13 protein-coding genes and 2 tRNA genes are annotated in these 20394 nt (G+C 42.2%); 10 read left to right on the forward strand and 5 right to left on the reverse strand.

The window, feature by feature from the left end:
- Nucleotides 1–43 precede the first annotated feature (43 nt).
- Together M917_RS10760 and metG are read left to right on the forward strand one after the other, a co-directional pair.
- Nucleotides 44–1459, forward strand: coding sequence for a GntP family permease (locus tag M917_RS10760; protein ID WP_021814874.1), 1416 nt, complete (start codon nt 44–46; stop codon nt 1457–1459).
- 338 nt (nt 1460–1797) lie between these two features.
- A complete protein-coding gene (metG, locus tag M917_RS10765; RefSeq protein WP_021814875.1) occupies nt 1798–3885 on the forward strand; it encodes a methionine--tRNA ligase in 2088 nt (695 codons plus the stop codon).
- Nucleotides 3886–3988: 103 nt separating this feature from the next.
- Here metG and M917_RS10770 read toward each other — a convergent pair whose 3' ends face one another.
- Entirely contained in the window at nt 3989–4387 is a 399-nt protein-coding gene (locus M917_RS10770) for a hypothetical protein (protein WP_021814876.1), read from the reverse strand.
- Nucleotides 4388–4948: 561 nt separating this feature from the next.
- On the opposite strand from M917_RS10770, the gene M917_RS10775 reads away from it, so the two are divergent.
- From M917_RS10775 to M917_RS10810, 8 genes are all read left to right on the forward strand, one after another.
- Nucleotides 4949–6001: an ABC transporter substrate-binding protein gene (locus M917_RS10775; RefSeq protein WP_021814877.1), complete on the forward strand. Its 1053-nt coding sequence runs from the start codon at nt 4949–4951 to the stop codon at nt 5999–6001.
- A gap of 116 nt (nt 6002–6117) precedes the next feature.
- The gene (locus M917_RS10780) at nt 6118–7155 is read left to right on the forward strand and encodes an ABC transporter substrate-binding protein (RefSeq protein WP_021814878.1); all 1038 of its coding nucleotides are present in this window, start codon (nt 6118–6120) and stop codon (nt 7153–7155) included.
- Between the two features lie 628 nt (nt 7156–7783).
- On the forward strand, nt 7784–8689 hold the full coding sequence (locus M917_RS10785) for an ABC transporter permease (RefSeq protein WP_021814879.1): 906 nt from the start codon (nt 7784–7786) through the stop codon (nt 8687–8689).
- A gap of 67 nt (nt 8690–8756) precedes the next feature.
- Nucleotides 8757–9551, forward strand: coding sequence for an ABC transporter ATP-binding protein (locus tag M917_RS10790; protein WP_021814880.1), 795 nt, complete (start codon nt 8757–8759; stop codon nt 9549–9551).
- A gap of 160 nt (nt 9552–9711) precedes the next feature.
- Nucleotides 9712–12069, forward strand: coding sequence for an FdhF/YdeP family oxidoreductase (locus M917_RS10795; RefSeq protein ID WP_021814881.1), 2358 nt, complete (start codon nt 9712–9714; stop codon nt 12067–12069).
- 85 nt (nt 12070–12154) lie between these two features.
- Nucleotides 12155–13189, forward strand: a complete 1035-nt coding sequence (fdhD, locus tag M917_RS10800; protein ID WP_021814882.1) for a formate dehydrogenase accessory sulfurtransferase FdhD — start codon at nt 12155–12157, stop codon at nt 13187–13189.
- A gap of 317 nt (nt 13190–13506) precedes the next feature.
- A tRNA-Cys gene (locus M917_RS10805) sits at nt 13507–13580 on the forward strand.
- Between the two features lie 108 nt (nt 13581–13688).
- Nucleotides 13689–13775 (forward strand) — tRNA-Leu (locus M917_RS10810).
- A 226-nt stretch (nt 13776–14001) separates the two neighbouring features.
- Here M917_RS10810 and M917_RS10815 read toward each other — a convergent pair.
- From M917_RS10815 to M917_RS10830, 4 genes are read right to left on the reverse strand one after another with little or no spacing between them, the layout of a single operon-like run.
- On the reverse strand, nt 14002–15069 hold the full coding sequence (locus tag M917_RS10815) for a hypothetical protein (RefSeq protein WP_021814883.1): 1068 nt from the start codon (nt 15067–15069) through the stop codon (nt 14002–14004).
- A 19-nt stretch (nt 15070–15088) separates the two neighbouring features.
- Nucleotides 15089–16144: a hypothetical protein gene (locus M917_RS10820; RefSeq protein WP_021814884.1), complete on the reverse strand. Its 1056-nt coding sequence runs from the start codon at nt 16142–16144 to the stop codon at nt 15089–15091.
- A gap of 10 nt (nt 16145–16154) precedes the next feature.
- Nucleotides 16155–19523 (reverse strand): toxin VasX, encoded by a 3369-nt coding sequence (locus M917_RS10825; protein ID WP_021814885.1) that lies wholly within the window; start codon nt 19521–19523, stop codon nt 16155–16157.
- Nucleotides 19520–20392 carry a hypothetical protein gene (locus M917_RS10830; RefSeq protein ID WP_021814886.1) on the reverse strand — a complete coding sequence of 291 codons (873 nt, stop codon included), beginning with the start codon at nt 20390–20392 and terminating at the stop codon, nt 19520–19522. The genes M917_RS10825 and M917_RS10830 overlap by 4 nt, the downstream gene beginning before the upstream one ends.
- Between the last annotated feature and the right edge of the window lie 2 nt (nt 20393–20394).

Here is a 20394-nt window from a genome sequence, read left to right on the forward strand (position 1 = left end):
GCTTTGTTTACTCACTGTCTTAATTTTGCCAAGGAGGGCGATTATGTTTAGTACCTTTGCTATTGTCATTACTTTATTACTCTTGATGTTCTTTGCTTATCGCGGTTATTCCGTGCTGATCTTAGCACCGATTATGGCGACATTAGCTGTGCTACTATCAGGGGATTTTTTGAGCAGTATTCCCGCCTATACCGATGTATTTATGGCTGCTTTGAGTGGGTTTTTGCTCAAATTCTTTCCTATCTTTTTATTAGGCGCATTGTTTGGGCGTTTGATGGCAGATTCGGGCGCAGCGACAGCCATTGCCAATACGGTAGTTGAAAAACTTGGTGCCAGCAAAGCCATTCTAGCCGTTATTTTGGTCTGTGCCATTTTGACCTACGGCGGCGTCTCGTTGTTTGTTGTGGCCTTTGCCATTTATCCCATTGCCAAAGATTTGTTTAAAGCGGCCGATATTCCTAAGCGCTTGATTCCAGCTGCCATTGCCTTAGGCTCATTCACCTTTACCATGACCGCTTTACCGGGCACACCTGCCATTCAAAACGCCATTCCCATTCCTTACTATAATACCAACGTCTTTGCCGCCCCTATCTTGGGAATTATTGGCGGTACTATCATGTTTATTGGCGGTTGGTTATGGTTGCAATCACGAGCCAAAAAAGCCAATGCCGCAGGCGAAGGCTACGGTCAACACGATGAAGAGGATGTGGGCGGTATTGGGACGGCCGAAAAACAAACCGAAGTATTAAGCACGCATCAGACGTCATTTAATATTGCTATGATTCCGCTGATATTGGTGATCGCTTTAAATGCTCTGTTGACGTATGCCGTTTTTCCTTCAATGGACTTTAGTGGCTTGCAAACCCAATTTCCAGAGCTGAATATCGCAGGTTCACTGGGTTTATGGTCTATTATTATCTCATTGGTCGTGGCTTGCGTAGTGATTATTGTGCTGCGTATCGGGTACTGGAATAATCTACAAAAAACCATCAACCGTGGTACTTATGATTCGATGTTGCCGATTTTTAACACCGCCTCAGAAGTTGGCTATGGGGCGGTTATTGCTTCACTGGCAGGTTTTATTATTATCCGTGACAGTATTTTGAACCTAACGCCTGACAACCCACTCATCTCAGAAGCGGTCGCGATGACCACGCTGGCTGGCATCACAGGCTCATCCTCTGGTGGTTTGAGTATTGCGCTCTCGACATTGGGTGAAGACTATCTAAGAATGGCGGTGGCTGCTGGTATCGACCCAGAACTGATGCACCGCGTCGCTGTGATGGCCGCTGGTGGTTTGGATACTTTGCCGCACAGTGGCGCAGTGATTACCTTGCTTGCCATTTGTGGTCTGACCCATAAGCAGTCTTATCTAAACGTCGCGATGGTGACCATGGCCATTCCTCTTATCAGTGTGGTCGCCGTTATTATTTTAGGGACAATGTTTGGCTCGTTTTAAATAGTAGTTAAACTCTCCTCACTTTTTATGATCAATCTCCTCACTTTTTATGTTCAAATAATCTTGTCCCAATAAAAACCCACTAAGCAAATGGTTTAGTGGGCTTTTTTATAGCAACTAAATCCTAGTGTTTGCGGCTAGAGCATATCCTCATTCGTTAGCGTATTAGTTTCTGAGGAATGTCACAAATTTGGCTGAATTAAGTTATCATAGACACACTTTTTAAATTTTTCTTATTTTTGGAAATTTTTAGACTTGATAATATCGCGTCCAATAGGCATAAACTGCTTAGGACGTTTGATAACCAACCCGTTTATATAAAAATATAGGTGATGAAAGTGCGTGAGATTCTAGTAACCAGTGCGCTGCCCTACGCCAATGGAGACATCCATTTGGGGCATCTTTTAGAGCATATTCAAACTGACATTTGGGTACGTGCGATGAAAGCACAAAGCCATAAAGTCACTTATGTATGCGCGGATGATGCTCATGGCACTGGCATTATGCTCAAAGCAGAAGCCAATGGCGTGACGCCAGAGGAGCAAATTGCAGCGGTCAAAGCTTCACACGAAGCAGACTTTTCAAAATTTCTGATTGATTATGATAATTATCACACCACCCATTCAGAGGAAAATAAACATTTCTCTGAACTGATTTATCGTCGTCTGAATGATGCAGGACATATTAGTACAAAGGACGTCGAGCAACTATTTGACCCTGAAAAGCAATTGTTTCTAGCCGATCGCTTTGTCAAAGGAGAGTGCCCAGAATGTGGTGCGCTGGATCAATATGGTGATAACTGTGAGGTTTGTAGCACAACTTATAATGCCGTAGAGTTAAAAAATCCGCGCTCAACTATCTCAGGCGCAACACCCATACTCAAAACCTCCAAGCACTATTTCTTTGATCTGCCAGAGTTTGAGCAGTTCTTACAGAATTGGACACGTAGTGACAACCGCCTACAAACTTCGGTCGCCAACAAGCTCCAAGAATGGTTCGATTCTGGACTAGCTAGCTGGGATATCTCACGTGATGCGCCCTACTTTGGCTTTCAAATTCCAGATACGCCAAGCGATGAGCCAGATAAATATTTTTATGTATGGCTAGATGCGCCTGTTGGTTATATGGCAAGCTTTAAAAACCTGTGTGATAAGCGCGCTGGTACAGATGAGGCGCTTGATTTTGATCGTTACTGGATGCAAGAAAACGAGCACAAAACCGAGGTTTATCACTTTATCGGTAAAGACATCGTGTATTTCCATGCGCTATTTTGGCCAGCCATGCTGGCAGGTAGTGAGCTGCGTACGCCGACAGGTGTTTTCGCCCATGGTTTCTTGATGGTCAACGGCGCAAAAATGAGTAAGTCACGCGGTACCTTTATCAATGCCCGTACCTATGCCAAGCACTTGCATCCTGAATATCTGCGCTACTACTTCGCTAGCAAATTGACGGACAAAGTAGAAGACATCAACTTTGATTTAGAAGACTTTATGCAAAAGGTCAACTCTGACTTGGTTGGTAAAGTCGTCAATATCGCCAGTCGTAGTGCTGGGTTCTTGGTTAAGAAATACGACGGTATACTGTCTGAAACTTGCGCTGAACCGCGCCTATTAGAAGACATTACCAAGACGGGCGATGAGATTGCTGCTGCTTATGAAAATCGTGAATTCTCGCGTGCCATGCGCTTAATCATGCAGTGTGCGGACAAGGCCAACGAATATATTGATGCCAAAAAACCATGGTCACTGGCAAAACAAGAAGGGTCAGAACAAGAAGTACAAGACGTCTGCTCGGTCGCTATCAATATCTTCCGTCAATTGATGGTCTATCTAGCACCTGTATTGCCTGAACTGACAGACAATGCCAAGACGTTCTTAAATCTTGATGATTTAAGCTTTGCCAGTCGTAATGAGTGGTTATTAGGGCACAAAATCAATAAATTCAAACCGCTGATGCAACGTATCGAAGAGAAAGACGTTGCTGCTATGGTAGAAGACTCCAAAGCATCATTGACTCAAGCCGATGCACCTACTGCTACTAAAGACAACAAAGCAGCTGCGAAGAACGAGCCTGCCACAACAGATGCCGAGCAAGCTGACTACATTGGCATCGAAGACTTTGCCAAAGTTGAGATGAAAGTGGCGCACGTCTTGGAATGCAATCATGTCGAAGGTGCAGATAAGCTATTACAGTTCACATTAGATGTTGGCGAAGACAAGCCACGTAACGTCTTTAGCGGTATTCGTAAGTTTTATGAGCCTGAGCAACTGGTCAATAAAAAAGTCATTTGCGTCACCAATCTGGCGCCACGCAAGATGAAATTTGGTATTTCAGAAGGCATGGTACTGTCAACTGGCAATCCAAAAACTCAGCTAACGGTCGTTACTCTACCTGACAACTGTGTTATTGGTGATGTGCTCGCCTAAAAACGTTAAATTAAATAATGATGTAAGTAATCATTAAAGAACGAAAAAAACGGTCTAAGTAGACCGTTTTTTTATGGCTGACTTAACAGATGAAATCTTGCTGTTATCTATTCAAGATATCGATGATCTGCAGCGTTTCATTAATCACCGTTACAATATTATTTTCTGGCGTACGAATACGAACGTAGCGGTCATCATAACGGTCTAACACAACAGAACGATCATAATCTCTTCTGTCAATCTTGCCGACTACTCTATAACCGTATTTATCAAGATCGCGCTTAAATGAGGCATTAGGGCTAGCATTGCGATAAGCATTGATGTTGGGTTGAGCGTTGCCACTATGCTTGTAATCTTTACTAATATGAGCAGAGTTACCCTTGGCATTTCCGTGACCGTTGCCATTATTCCCATGATTGTCTTTTGCCATAGCAGGTAAGCAAATCAATGAGGTAGCAGTAATGCCAGCGATGGTTAATAACTTTAAATTAGCAGTATTCATAATGTTATCCTTAAAGTATTTATACGAAAAAATTAAGTAGATATTAGAGTCTATTACACCTTCACTACCTCAAAATAAACATGGTATGAGTGGTAGACTTACTATAACTTTCGAATAAAAATTGGCTTAAGCTAATTATAAAGTGAGATCGTAATAGCTGCGTTGCTGGTTTGTACTCTTTTCAAGTATCGTTTTACCACATAACAAGATGTCCTAAGTGGCATCTTTTTTATGGGCAGAATAAATAAGAACTCAGCGCATAAGACAGTCAATGCATGCCTTAATAACACCCGTGACGAATACGCTTTAATTTCTTATTGCGATAAGTTACATTACTGTCATAATATGAACATAATGATCGATGGAATGATTACTTTATTGTTAGCCTGCTATTTTGGCATCAACATAGCATTGACTCGGCTAACCTGCATTTTCCAATATCATTTTTCAAAATCAAGCATAATTTAGGCAAGCATAAGCACTATAACCAGTAGGCTTAGCACGTCTCATAATATTGGCTTGGTCTTTTACGATTGCTATAAACTACGAGTTAACCTAATAATGACTATTGCCACTACCTTACGCTTGAGCCTATACGGTGCTGCTATCAGCGCTACTCTTGGATTGATTGGCTGTTCAAATACTACTGACACAGCCGCAACAACTGATGAAAACGCAGCGGCTGATACCGACAAGCCTGCCAAATCATTGGCCATCACCCAAATTGTCGAACATCCGTCATTAGATGAGATGCGCCGCGGCATTATTGATGAGTTGGCTGACAATGGCTATGTGGAAGGTCAAAACCTAACTGTCAATTTTCAAAGCGCCCAAGGCAACACGGCAACAGCAGGTCAGATTGCAAAACAGTTTGCAGGTGACAATCCCGATGCCATCGTAGCAATCTCGACGCCATCTGCTCAGTCTATCGTCGCCTCAACCAAGACAGTTCCAGTCATTTATACCGCCATCTCAGATCCTGTCGCAGCAAAGCTGATTGACGAAAATAACGTACCTATCCAATCTAATGTCACAGGCTTGTCCAGCGAGCTACCTATCGAGCCGCAGTTAGACAATATTCAAAAGATCGCGCCCAACGCAAAGACCATTGGCTACGTTTATAGCCCAGGCGAAGTCAATTCCGTTGTGGTGCTCAATCAACTCAAAAAAGCCGCACCAGCACGTGGGCTTAAAATATTAGAAGTCACCGCCAATCGCCCAACGGATGTTGCCATGGCGACTCGTAGCCTTGCTGGTCGCGTCGATGTGATTTACACCTCGTTAGACAACAATGTTGTGTCAGCGTTTGAAGCGATGGCTGGTGCCGCAAACGAGCTTGATATTCCAGTCATTGCCTCAGATGAGTTTAGCGTGAGACGCGGTGCTACTGCTGCCCTAGGTGTCAATGATTATGACTTTGGTCGTACGACGGGCAAAATGGTATATCGTGTATTAAATGGCGAAGCGATCAATACGATTAAGCCTGAAGTGATGAATACTCTAACCTTATACGCAAGTCCCAAGCACGCCGCTGAGCAAGGAGTAAGCTTGACAGATGACTTGTTAAAAAACGCCATCAATATCGATAAGCAAGCACAGAGTGCGAATAAATAGTGCCAAAAACTGATATTTAGCCGTCTATCTTTTATATCGAGGGCTCTTTTTACCCTTTATTTTATTCATTTATTAAATAATGTACGGACACATTATTATTTTCAGGAGTGAGACCCATGTTGTATCAAAGTCGTTTTGGTCATTTCAATTTTAGTAAAGCGCTATTATTAGGCGGCGTTTGTACCGCTATCTTAACAGGTTGTAATCAGTCAGCCCAAGATACCAGTACTACTGATAGTGCTACTGGCGATGCCGCAACAGCAATGAAGACTGTCGCAATCACCGCTATCGTTGAACATCCAGCGCTTGATGATGTACGCAAGGGTGTGATCGACGAGTTAAATGAGGCGGGCTTTAAAGACGGTGAAAACTTAACCGTTAACTTTCAAAGTGCGCAGGGAAACACAGCCACTGCTGGCCAGATTGCCAAGCAATTTGTTGCAGACAACTCAGACGTTATCATCGCGATTGGCACGCCATCAGCGCAGTCAGTAGCGGCGGCGACAAGCAGTATTCCTTTGGTATTTTCAGCAGTGACTGACCCTGTCGCAGCCAAACTGGTAACCAAACTAGATGGTTCTGGCACCAATGTCACTGGTGGCTCTGATGCCCTTCCTTATGAGCCACAGATTGAATTGATGCGTCAAATCATTCCAAATTTAAAGAATGTTGGTTACGTTTATAGCCCAGGTGAAGTCAACTCAACCACCATTTTGAACAATCTAAAAGAAAAACTGACTCCATTAGGCATCAATGTACTCGAAGCGCCAGCGCAGCGTAGTACGGATATTGCGATGGCCGCACGTAGTCTCGAAGGCAAGGTCGATATGATCTATACCTCGACCGATAATAACGTCGTATCGGCCTACGAGTCATTGTACCAAGTTGCTAAAGAAAGTAAGATTCCTCTGATTGCTTCAGATACCAGTTCAGTTGAGCGTGGTGCAGTGGCAGCATTGGGTGTGGATTATTACGCGCTTGGCCGCGAAACGGGTAAAATTGTTGTCCGTATTTTAAATGGTGAAAAAGCAGGCGCTATCCCTGTCTATACTCCACAAATGCTGGATCTATATGTCAGTCCAACGCATGCCAAAGAACAAGGCATTACTTTGTCACAAGCGGTTATCGATAAAGCAAAAGAAGTGGTAGAATAACGCATTTTTATAGTTGGCTTATCATAGCAACCGTAAGATAGATGTCCATTTTGACCATGTCATCATTTGCCGTTTTCTATGATGTTAAGTGTTTAGTACAAGAAACCCAGCTATGAATCAGTAGGCTGGGCTTCTTGTTTAAGCAGGCGTTGTTTAAATACTTGAACCTAGAGCGTGTCCTCATTTTAAAAACGGTGATAAAAATGAGATAAATTGCCGTCAAACAAGGAAAGTAGCGCAAATAATATCGAGATATTGATAAGCTATTTGACAATGTTTGGCAAAATTTAGCCCATTTAGAGGATAATCGATTGAATTGAGGACATGCCCTAGCTCATTGCTTATAAAGTGCTTATTCAGTATAAAGTATTTACGCCGTTTCTAAATTTGCCATATCTTGAGTCAAATTATTGAGCCAAGGTAGCCCATGTTAGTTCTTTATCGTGATATGTTTTGGTTTACCCTAACCGCAGATTGCTTAATCTGTTAAATTCACCGCTTAGCTGTTTAGCTAAAATAGACTTATAGAATCGTAAATAAGGTAACGCTTATGTATGCAGCCTTATTTAATGAATTAACACCTATAGTGTTATTTGCTAAACGCTTGGTTATGACTTACTGATCTCTTATGTCCTTAATTGCTTTTTTTGGTGCGCTTGAAAGTGGTCTGATTTATGGCCTAGTCGCACTCGGTGTGCTGATCTCATTTCGTACCCTCGACTTTCCGGACTTGACCGCTGACGGCAGCTTTCCGTTAGGCGGCGCCGTCGCTGGTATTTCTATTATTGCTGGTATCAACCCATGGCTAGCTTGCGCCTTTGGTATGTTGGCAGGCTCAGTCGCTGGTATCGTCACTGCGTGGTTGCATGTCAAGCTTGGCATTTTGCAATTACTTGCCAGCATTTTGGTGATGGTCGCCTTGTATTCTATCAATCTACGTATCATGGGTGCGCCAAACTTGCCGCTGTTGGGTGAAACCACGGTATTTAGTACCTTGGTGACTGATGGCAACGGCTATTGGATGCGCTGTCTAATCATTGGCATGGTCGTACTATTTGCCATGTTATTTTTGAACTGGTTTTATAGTACCGAAACTGGTTTGTCCATGCGAGCAACTGGCTCGAACCTACGTATGGCACAGGCACAAGGCATCAACACCTCATGGATGACTATCATCGGTATGGCGATCTCTAACGGTTTGATTGCTTTAGCAGGTGCATTGTTTGTACAGACGCAAGGCGGCGCCGATATCTCAATTGGTATTGGTACAATTGTCATTGGTTTGGCAGCGGTCATCATCGGTGAAACCATCATTCCTGCCAAGCGGATTTGGCTGATTACTTTTGCAGTGGTCGTCGGTGCCGTACTATACAAGTTATTTATTCAGGTGGCTCTGTCAAGCGATACGTTACGCAGTATCGGCTTTGGCCCGCAGGATTTGAACTTGATAACAGCGCTGCTCGTGGTATTGGCCTTGGTATTGCCCAAAGCCAAAAATGAGCTTTTAAGCCGCAAATTACGATCTCAACGTTAACGAATAAAAGCGGCGTAAACAGCGACTGTACTCGCTAAGCTTGAGGCAAACATAAGGAATAACTATTATGATGCAAGCCACAGATTTACGGTTGACCTTTAATCCAGGTACGCCCATCGAAAACCCTGCCCTACGTGGTATCAATCTCAATATCGCCGATGGTGAATTTGTCACTGTCATCGGTACCAATGGTGCAGGCAAATCAACCTTTTTAAATGCAGTTAGTGGCACCACACGCGTCGATAGCGGCTCAATTTTGTTAAATGGCATTGATGTCACCAAAAAAACGGCGCATCAACGCGCCCATTGGGTAGCTCGTGTGTTCCAAGACCCGATGGCTGGGACTTGTGAAGCACTCACCATCGAGGAAAATATGGCGCTTGCTTATAAGCGTGGTGGTAAGCGTGGTCTCAAATTTGCCCTGAATCCGAACAATCGTGACTTGTTCCGCGAAAAGCTATCTGTCTTAAAACTAGGGCTAGAAAATCGGTTGACCGACCGTATGGGGCTGTTATCAGGTGGCCAGCGTCAGGCTGTGAGTTTGCTGATGGCCTCATTACAGCCCTCTAAGATTCTCTTGCTTGATGAGCATACGGCTGCGCTTGATCCCAAAACCGCCGCTTTTGTTTTGGAGTTGACGGACAAAATTGTTACGGACAATAAGCTCACTACCATGATGGTGACGCATTCAATGCAGCAGGCCTTGGCACATGGTACGCGTACCGTTATGCTACACCAAGGTCAAGTCGTCCTAGATGTTGCAGGAGACAAACGTCAAGGCATGACGGTACACGACTTGCTTGATATGTTTGAGCAAACGCGTGGTGAAAAAGTCGAAGATGATAGTTTGATCTTAAGCTAACTTAAAATAAAAATACCCGCTCATAAACCTTCAAGAAAATTCACGTTTCTTGAGGGTTTTTTTGTTATCTATGGTTAATGATCCTATAAAGTTTATGCGCTTCATTATATAGTCGTTATATGTGAGACTTTACCTATCCAGCTTATCTATGAGATTCGTCATGCGTAAAATTCCTGTTTATAGCCACCCTGCGGCTGGTTGGCCAGCACTGATCTCCTCTGCTCGTAAGCTAATGGACTATCAGACTTTTTTGCGCGGCAGCGTAAGTGTGCTAAAAAGCAATCAACCCCAAGGTGGATTTGACTGCCCAGGCTGCGCATGGCCCGATCATAAGTCACATAAGGCGATAGACGTCTGCGAAAATGGTATCAAAGTGGTTGCGAGTGAAACCATGACAAAAAAGGCAGATGCGGCATTTTTTGCAAGACATACTGTCACTGAGCTACAACAATGGTCAGGCTACGAGCTTGAGCACAGCGGTCGTCTATCAGAGCCAGTATATTATGACGCGGCGCAAGACCGCTATTTACCAATCTCTTGGGAAGCGGCTTATCAATGTATCGCTGAACAGCTAGGGCAGCTTGATTCGCCAGATGAAGCGTTATTTTATACCTCAGGCCGAGTCACCAACGAGCCTGCCTTTATGTATCAGTTATTTGTGCGCTGCTTTGGTACTAATAATTTGCCAGATTGTTCTAACATGTGTCATGAGCCAACCTCAGTGATGTTGGGTAAACAGTTGGGTGTTGGCAAAGCCACGGTGAGGCTAGAAGATTTTGAACAGGCCAAACTGATATTGATGTTTGGGCAAAATCCTGCAACCAATCACCCGCGTATGCTTGAAATGCTCGCCCATGCTCACCAGCAAGGGTGTTGCATTATATCGATCAACCCTATGCGTGAACAAGGTTTACGTAAATTTAAGAATCCGCAAAAACCTTCCCATATGGTAGCAGGTCAAAGCGATGATATGGTCGATGAGGTCATTCAAATTCAAATCGGTGGCGATGCAGCATTATTAACAGGTATCGCTAAGTGGTTGACTAAAAACAAGAGAATGAATCAGCACTTTATTCATGAGCATACTTTAGGATATGAGGCGCTCGACGTGTGGCTTCGTCAGCAGTCATGGACAGATGTGGAGCGAGGCTCTGGTATCAGTCAAGAGCAAATCATTGCTATTGCCAAACTGGTTGCCGACAGCCCAGCGACGATTTGTACATGGGGCATGGGTATCACCCAGCATGTGCAAGGCGATGATAATGTGGCGATGATTGCCAATTTACTACTACTAATGGGTATGATTGGCATTGATGGTGCAGGCGCCTCCCCAGTGCGCGGGCACTCCAATGTGCAGGGTGACCGTACTATGGGCATCCATGAACGTCCTGCACAAAAATTACTGGACAGCCTTGAACGTGTTTTTAAACGTCCGATGCCGCAGGAGCACGGCTATGACGTTGTGACAGGTGCAAAAGCACTGATAGCTGGAAAGTTAAAAGTCTTTATGAGTATGGGTGGGAATTATGCGGTTGCCGCACCTGATACCAGTGCCATTCAGCAAGCCTTAACCACGACACAGCTCAATATTTTTGTCGGCACCAAGCTCAATGAAACCATGTTATATCCGAGTGCCAATAATTTAATTTTCCCTTGCTTAGGTCGTACCGAACGCATAGTCACTGCCAAAGGTGAGCAGTTTGCGACCATCGAAGACTCTATGTGTCAGATTGTGCCGACTCAAGGTAAACTTAAACCTGTTAGTGACATGCTAAAGTCTGAAGCACAAATTGTCGCAGACATAGCAACTTATGTGTTCGGATCTGGTTCTTCAATTCCTTGGCAAGCAATGAGTGAAGATTTTGATATCGTTCGTGACTATATCGCTCAGGCGATTGATGGATTTGAGAATTTCAACCAACGTATTCGTGCTACAGAACGCGGCTTTCACCTATATCACCCAGCGCGCCATCGCGTATGGAACACTGACAGTGGTAAAGCCCAATTTGAGGTGCCACAGTACTCGATTACCTATGTCGCGGCGCAGATGACAGAGGCCACTTTATCGTTTAAAGATCATGCGAAAGATATTGACAACAATGATGGCTCTCAACATAACACGCAAAAGATTTGGCAGTTAACCAGCGTTCGTAGCCATGACCAATTTAACACCATGATTTTTGGCTATAACGACCGCTATCGCCAAACCAATCGCCGAGATGTTTTGTTTATGCATCCAGATGAAATCAGTCGCTTAGGTTGGCAAAAAGGCGATCCTGTGATGGTCACCCGCCACGCCAACAAAAACAGCTCGGATCAGCCGCGGCAACTGGGTCCACTGGTACTCACTGAGATGGACATTGCATCAAATGCTGTTGCAGCTTACTACCCTGAGTGTAATGATTTATTTGACTTAGACACGCATGCACCTAACTCCCATATACCAGCATATAAATCTACAACGGTCTTTTTGCAAAGAGTAGATGTAGATGCTGGCATGGCTGAGCCCGTATCGTAAGTGATGAGCGACGTATTCAGTCATAACCCTACTTGCAAGGCAGATAAAAAATAATGCGGCTAATTAGACACGATAGTTTGTTTTTATGATGGCTCATACTCACATTAAAGAAGACGATCAATTTGATCAGCGATTCTTATCAAATAAAAATCCAGAGGCCGCAGAAACCGCTATCACGCCGCTTTCGCGCACCCATTTATCACAAAAGCACGCCTATTTATCAAATAAACCTCAGGTTATTGCTCAGACTCACATTGATTACCAGCCTGTTAGTTTGGCAGTAGAAGCTGCCATTGCTATCGTCATCAATGGTATTCACTATGCTGTACTGATGGCCAGCCCTCATCAGTTAGAGTATTTAGCCGTTGGCTTTTTGTTTAGCGAAGGTCTGATTCATCATAGTCACGAGCTACTTGATTGGGAAGTTAACCAGCTGACAGATATCGCAAGTTATCGAAGTTTTACACAAGACTTGGATAATGAAAATATTGACTCAGAAGAGTTTGAGAAAATATCCCAGCAGTTGCAAGACTACGATATTTATGTGGTGGAGCTGATACTAAACCAGCGCTGTCACCAGCGTATTCAAGCACAAAAACGTCAGCTAGCTGGACGTACAGGCTGCGGCATGTGCGGTATCACTGGGTTAACACAAGCCCTACCCGATCTTAGTAGTTATTCGCAAAGCAGCATAGCGACCGAGTACAAACATGGCTCAAAGAAAAAATCCACAATTCCCAGTCTTGATTATTTATTAAACATGCGTCAAGAGGTCGACGCTTTACAACATACCCATCAATTAACTGGTGCGGTGCATGCGGCAGCAACGATGCAAAATCAACGGCTATGTCTGTTTGAGGATGTGGGACGTCATAACGCCCTTGATAAACTGATTGGCTGGCAACTGCGACAAAAAATAGAAGTCGAGTGTGTCCTAATGACATCGCGTCTGTCAATTGAGCTGGTACAAAAATCCATTCGTGGGCATATACCTTGGCTCGTTGGCATGTCTGCACCAACCAGTACAGCGGTGCGTATAGCTGAGCGTTATGGATTGGGATTGGCCGGATTTTTACGTCATGATAGAGTGACTTATTATTCGGGTTACTCAGACTCCTAAGTAGCTGCACTATATTTTTGATACCTATCATTTGTAGACATGAAACTTATATCAATCCCTAAAATCAGAGTAACAAGCAAAACGAGTGCAAGTACTCCGAATCGTAAGCTGAACGAGTTTTACACGGTTAGCCGTAGCTTTTGGGGTTGGTATCAAACCAGACTAGACGACTGCTTAAGATGGACCTATAAAGACTATCTAGGCCTTAAATGAGTACAAATTACGGCCAAACATACACAAGCCAGTAAATAAGTTATTTTTAATCAAAAAATAACTTGTAATTTGCTATATTTTTGCTAATATAGGCCACCTTGATTGGCTGGATGGCAGAGTGGTCATGCAGCGGACTGCAACTCCGTTAACGCCGGTTCGATTCCGACTCCAGCCTCCAATTATTTATTAGTTTTACGTTAATTTTAGCTTGCATTATTAGTATAACCGATTATAATAGCGAGCACTTATCTAGCAAGTACTATACTTTATAGATAATACAAGTTTTGCCCGGGTGGTGAAATTGGTAGACACAAGGGATTTAAAATCCCTCGCTAGCAATAGCGTGCCGGTTCAAGTCCGGCTCCGGGTACCATTACATAGTCCTATACTATCTTATAGAACAGCTAAAGCCCCTGATATCAGGGGCTTTGTTGTATCTGGCGTTCTAGAATTTGTCACAGTATTTATCCTAGATTCTACTAAGATTACATACCGTAGAATAAAATGCTATAACCTCAATACAGTAGAACCTCGTTTAGAAAATCCTAATCAAATAGCTTGATCTAGATTTTATCAATCCTTCCTTTAAAAATACTGGTTTAACTATTATAAGCCACCACCGCCCACGCAAACAAACTTATGTTAATTAATGTCACCATTATCCATCTGATATTTACTTGCCAACTCTTACCTTGAAAAGCTTTCTCTGCTTCGGGAGTAATAGGCTGAATGGGATAAGGATTATCTTTTCCATCCCATGTCAGTAATTTCTTAACATCAGGATGTAATATGGCTTGTTCAGTACACTGGTAGTTATTGCCTTGTAATAAGTAACCAAGCTCATATATTGAGCTGATTATAAGCATAACGATGCCGCCAGCGCCTGAATGTTGCGTATTGAGAATACCGTATTTGCGAAAGACAATATCGCTACAAGCAAACAGTGATTTACTGGTATCAGAAGGATAAGCTTCACAGAATTGAGGGTCTATTGGTAGATCTTTGGCATCACTTTCCATATAGGTGCGGATAAATGCCCAATGTACACGAGGGTCAACACTGACATCATGCGGTTTAATATGATGAGTAATCTCTCCTGTATTAGGATCTGCGATATATAGATTTAGCGGCGTATAAGCAGTATTTTGTTTGATGGTATGTATTTCGGGAATGATATCTTTGTAGTCTACTATCTTTAATTCAAAGGGTTTAAAAAACTGTAATGAGGGACGATAGTAATACACTAACTTCTGCTCTTTTTTTAGAAAGTAGTATTGAATGCGGTACGGATGCTTTCTGATAAATTGATAGAAGAGTAAGAAAAGAGGAGTACCAAACACAAGTAGCCAGAAAAAAGTAAGTATTATATCAAATAAGTCAAAATTACCATTTATAAATACAACTTCTCCAATATCTTGCAAAAAATAGTTACCTAGCCAAAATGTAGAAAAATAAACCCAGCCTATGCAGAAATACCAATACCAAAAGTAGCTAGGTAAGAAAGTCATATAATCAGGATTAATGTTGGCAATCTCTTTGTTAAGATGCTCAATGTCTTCTCCTTCTTCTAATAAACCTTTATTTATCTCGCTACTGTACGGACTTTCAAGAACTTCTTGTAGCTCATTAACATGTTGAGCAAATTCACTGTACTTGTCTTCAATCATTGGCTTGTCTCAATTTCCATCAACTATTATAAGCCATTACCGCCCATACAAAGAAGCCAACGTTAATAAGTATGATACACACCCATCTGACATTAACTTCCCAATTTCCACCTTCAAAAGCTAATTTGGATTCATCAGTTATGGGCTGTATTGGATAGGGGGTGTTTTGTCCATCCCAGGTTAAAAGCTTTTGAACGTCAGGATGTAAAATGGCTCGCTTGGTACATTGGTAATGATTGGCCTGAAATAGATTACCTAAAGCTATTATTGAGCCTATTATAAAGACCATGATCTGACCACCGCCAGAATGATCGCTAGACAGTATGCCGTTTTTACGGTAGATAATATCGGCACAGGCAAATAGTGAACCACTAGTATCAACTGGATAAGCTTGGCAGATTTCATTGTCTATTGGCAAATCATCCGCTGGGCTTTCCATATAAGTGCGGATAAATGCCCATTGTACGCGTGGATTGACTCTATAATCTTCTAGCTTTAGATGATGGGTAATATCGCCTGTTTCAGGATCAGCGACGTAGAGATTGAGCGGTGTGTAAGCTCGATTGTATGGGTCCTGATGCAAGTCTGGGCGTATGTCTTTATAATCTACTATCTTAAGCTCGTAGGACTGTCTAAACTTCCAGAGTGGACGGTAGTAGTAGGCTATCTTTTGCTCTGTTTTTAAAAAGTAGTATTGGGTGCGAATGAAGTGCTTTCTGATGAGTTGATAGAGGAGAAGTACTAATGGTGTGCATGATGGTACAAATATAAAAAGTGTTACAAAAACATTTACAATAGACCAATCATTTAAATAAAAATAGTTTATATCGGCAATTAAACTAATTATGAAGAAAAATACTGAGAAATAGACCCAGCCAATCGCAAAATAAAACACCCAAAAGTATGCGGGTAGGAATGTTAAGTAATCAGGATTGACGTCGTGAATTTCTTTGTTAAGATGTTCAATATCTTCAGTGTTCTTTAATAAGCTTTTGTCTATACTAGCGGTATAAGGACGGTCAATAGGATTGTGAAGCTCACTAATATGTTTGGCGAAGTCGTCGCGTAATTGCATGTTGTTATCCTTATTGACTTGTGACGCTTGTACGTAGTTGGTAATATGGATTCATACTTGGGTTGAGCGCATACTTCACAACGGCTCTAAGTTTATCAACTTCACGACCAGCATTGGCTTGTGCTATCTCTCTAGCTTCTTGCATATCGTGTTCCTTATTGGGATCTCGCGTCCCTTCCCTATATGAGCCTAAATACTGCGCTTGAAAGTGACTGGTCTTGGGAATGTCTAATACGACCTTTAGTCCTTTTGAGGTTTCAATGACTTGGTTTTGTCGTTTAAGCGTCTCTATATTGAAGGATTTTCTATCTAGTCCTAGCTCTCGACTGCCGATACCGATAAACTCTACGACAAGCTCACTATTATCGTTCCACTGACTTAACGTTATTTCTATTTGCCCCGATAATGTTTGTCTAAAATTAGCAGTGTTTGTCGCAAATTGTGGGTTAACTTGTATCTCAGTTAAAGCTAGAGAGTAAGCGTGCATATCTTGCTCAAGGCTACTCATTGCCTGTATATTAAAAGGATTATTGGGATATTCGCTATTTAACATAGCTTTATTACCAAAGACGCCAGCATCTAACCAATAGTGAACAGGTAGAATATGACCTTTATCATATCGAAACGCCACCCATTGAGCGATTAGACTGACGCCCCAAGCGACTGCCATAATACCTACTAGCCATGGCATAGTAAAACCTAATGCAATCGCTGCACCTGAGATACCTGCTGTTACTGCTGCACCTTGAGCTACCCCAACTGCTATCACTGAATTTCGACTACTGCTTTCTTCCAAACGTTTACGAGTAATTGATAAACTATACACCTCAAACCCAGCACCCACAGCACCAAGTACACCAACGCTCAGACTCAGCCTTGTGACCCATGCACTGCGTGCCGCTTTCATCTGTAGTCCCGCATTAGCGACATCAAGGCTGGCACTCGTTAAAGCAAGAGAGGTACTGGCATAACCTGTCATGAATTCAAGACCCGCGCGGTCGCCTCGGCGTGCCATACTGCTAAGCGTGCTCTTGCCCATCCAAACACTACGTAGTTGAAACAAAGCTATACCCGCTGATATCAATGCCGCTTTGCCCGCTGAGCTGCGCTCAAGCTTTTGATACTCGCCATTGATGGGATCTAATGCTCTGTTTAGATTGGCAGCTTGTTTATCCATATCCTGATTGATGGTTTGAGTTGTACGCGCTGACTCTTCGGTGGTATACATGGTCACCACAGTGCGGGCATGCTCATCACCAGCAGCTGCCTGATCAAAGATATCTAATGCTTTTTGGTCTACGCCATGTGAGTTTACTAGATCGAAAGCAATCGGAGCTTGGACTGAGGAGGCATTACTAACGACTCTATTATCAATACTAGCTGGCAATAGCGTTTGATGCGGTTTGGCGTTATTAACAGAACGGCTGAGACGCTGCTCACTCCATTTAAGTATGGCCTCTGGGCTATGTTTCAAAAATTTTTGCGCCAGTTTAAAACCTGTAGATTGATATACACTCGCTCTTTGCCATAAATCAAGCTTATGTAATAGCTTGTTATTATCTTTAATATGGCTCATGTTGCTACTCATCGTTTGGACAATTTGAGCCTTATGATTGGCAAGTTTATTAAGTTGCTCAATATCCATATTGATTTTAGCAGTGATTTGTTGCTTTTGTTTTTGTACTTTGAATGCCACCACCCAGCTTGTCGTCGTACCAATAAAGTCACTAGCACGCGCTAGGTTTTCATAGGCTGGTGGATTTTCTAATCTATTAATATCTTCTTTATTGAGACCAATCAACGCCTTCATTAACCAATTGTCTTCAATAGACTGTTGACCTGAAATACACGGCAGTAGTGATTGTTCAAACTCTTTCTTGGCCGTCATACCTTCTATTTTCTCTGGTTCATAATCCGCCCATATCGAGTCTGGTATGCCGATATTTCTTTCATCAATACCAATACCTTGAGTGGCTTCGGCAATAATTTGAGCATAGCCTGAGTGACTGTCTTCATCATTTTCAAGGAAGTCTTCACGCATGACAAAAGCAAACTCAGAACGTGTAATAGCATCTATAAATGTTTGCCGTGCTGTTGCAATAGCAGCTTTATCTTGACGATTTTTTTTCGCACTCTCTAAGACAGCTTTAAATTTTGATTCATTAATATATTTATAGATATTTTTATAATTTTCATTTTTTATTTGATTATTACTTTCTATTATTTTAGTTGCTGTCGCTGCTGAGAATTTTACATTGTCATCGTATCCAATACGTTCTTTAGTATTTGCCTCTATACTACTTTTAATATTATCGATGATGATGGCATTGACTTGTTCTCGAATTTTACCTTTATCTTTTTGAGAATCGTCTAGTTTCTTAAGTAAATAATTTCGTTTCTCCGCTGCTGCAATGACTTCACCTACTGGATCAGGTAGGGCAACCATCATAGGTTTAATTTCTAAAGCAAGATCCTCATCGTCTTCTGCAATACTTCTTTGCATACTTTGATACAGCGATGACGCGGTTCTTACACTTCCTAATACATCACTATCTCCATTTTTCTCTAATACATTAATTTTTTCGTTAATATCTCCACCTTGAGCAAGCTGCTTACGTTGAGAAAAGCTTTTTATGTAGCCGACTTCATTAGTGCTCATATTGACGGTATGTTTATTACCTGTAAGCTCATCAGTGACAAACTTTTGCATACGTTTATTTCGTAATCCTTCATCTTCCACGTATTTTTTTAATGTAGATTTGCTTAACTTGGCATGACTCACCATTAACCATGCCGTATCCCCTTGAAGCAAAGTGATATATTTACTCTCTAACGTACTATGTTCTTTTCTATCACAGTTAAATGGCTGTACCTCTTCGTCAGAACTGTCACTGTCAGACTCATCGATATTTTGTACGTCTATTTGTCCAGATTGGCTGGGTCTTTCTTTAAAATCTTTGTCAATATATAATTTAGTACGTTTTAATGCCCCGTCTGCACCTGTGTAATACTCATCAAAATTATACCCTTCACTATCTTCTATATAACAATAAAGATAAGCATGATTTGGTAGGCTCGCAACAGCAGTATGAGTAGATGGTATAGAGGCAATCTCGTGGGCAAAATACCGCTCATCTTGGGTCGCTACTTTATAATCTGTTTTACTCAGCACCACAGGTAATATCGGAATACCCGTTTTTCCACATTCATAATCGCATTTCTTGGTAGCCGTTACTATGATGGTATCTAGTAAAACTGATGGGTCATCCGTAGGGATTTCATATTCTAGCTCTAATACTACAGGCTCAGCTTTCTTTTTATCTTGGGAACTTTTATGATTACTTGTCAATCTATCCATAAAGCTTAAATCATTACTCATCCCGTTACTCCCTGGCTTCTAGGCTGCTCCAAACCCTCAATAATATTATTAACCGCCTGCTGCTGCGTCATTTTACGCTTGGCAATCAATAATGCTTGGCTCATGACAATTTCATAAGATTGAGCGTTGATCACTATTTGTTCTTTCAGTTGCCGAAATATCATATTTATCCACTCTGTTTGCTCAAGCAGTTGCCACTGCTGCTGATTAAATCTAAAGGGTAAAGGTCTGAGCTGCTCCAATGCTGCTTCAATATTAGACGGATATACCTTATTGGGTATCGGCAACGTTAGTACCTTCATTTTGTTATTCCAATCAACATAATAAATATGAGAGAGCCCCAACTGGTAAATTTGCAGCTTTTGTGGCGCTGTCCATAAATAGTCCAACAACTGTATTACTCTCGGATCCCAGTAGCGCAGATAGCGGCGCTTATTTGTCCCCAATCCATACGCTTGACCTATCAGATATAGACTATGTTTTATCGTTTCAGTAATTCGATGGTTGAACAGCCATAAACAAATGCTACGTGAATGCGGATTACCTGCTATATCATTAATATTCTCATATAGTGCTAGTGCCAATAGCTGCTCTAGTATGCGCTGACCAGTACTGTCACCTAACTGAATGTCAACAAGAGCTAAGTCATCGTTGAAGGTATGATGAATGCGTTTTATACGCTCAAATGGCAAATCTACGCCGCAGTCAAGGACGTTAAATATTTCTGTCCCATACGTATTTAGATCAATGAGCACAGTGAGCTGCTGATAGTGATTATCAGAAATGCGTTGATACACAGCTTCAAGCTGCTTTTGATACTGTTTCGTGGCTTGAATATCATCAAGATATTCTACTTGTGGTAATAACATAT

Origin of the sequence: Psychrobacter aquaticus CMS 56 (assembly GCF_000471625.1) — a bacterium.
GTDB classification, from domain to species: domain Bacteria; phylum Pseudomonadota; class Gammaproteobacteria; order Pseudomonadales; family Moraxellaceae; genus Psychrobacter; species Psychrobacter aquaticus.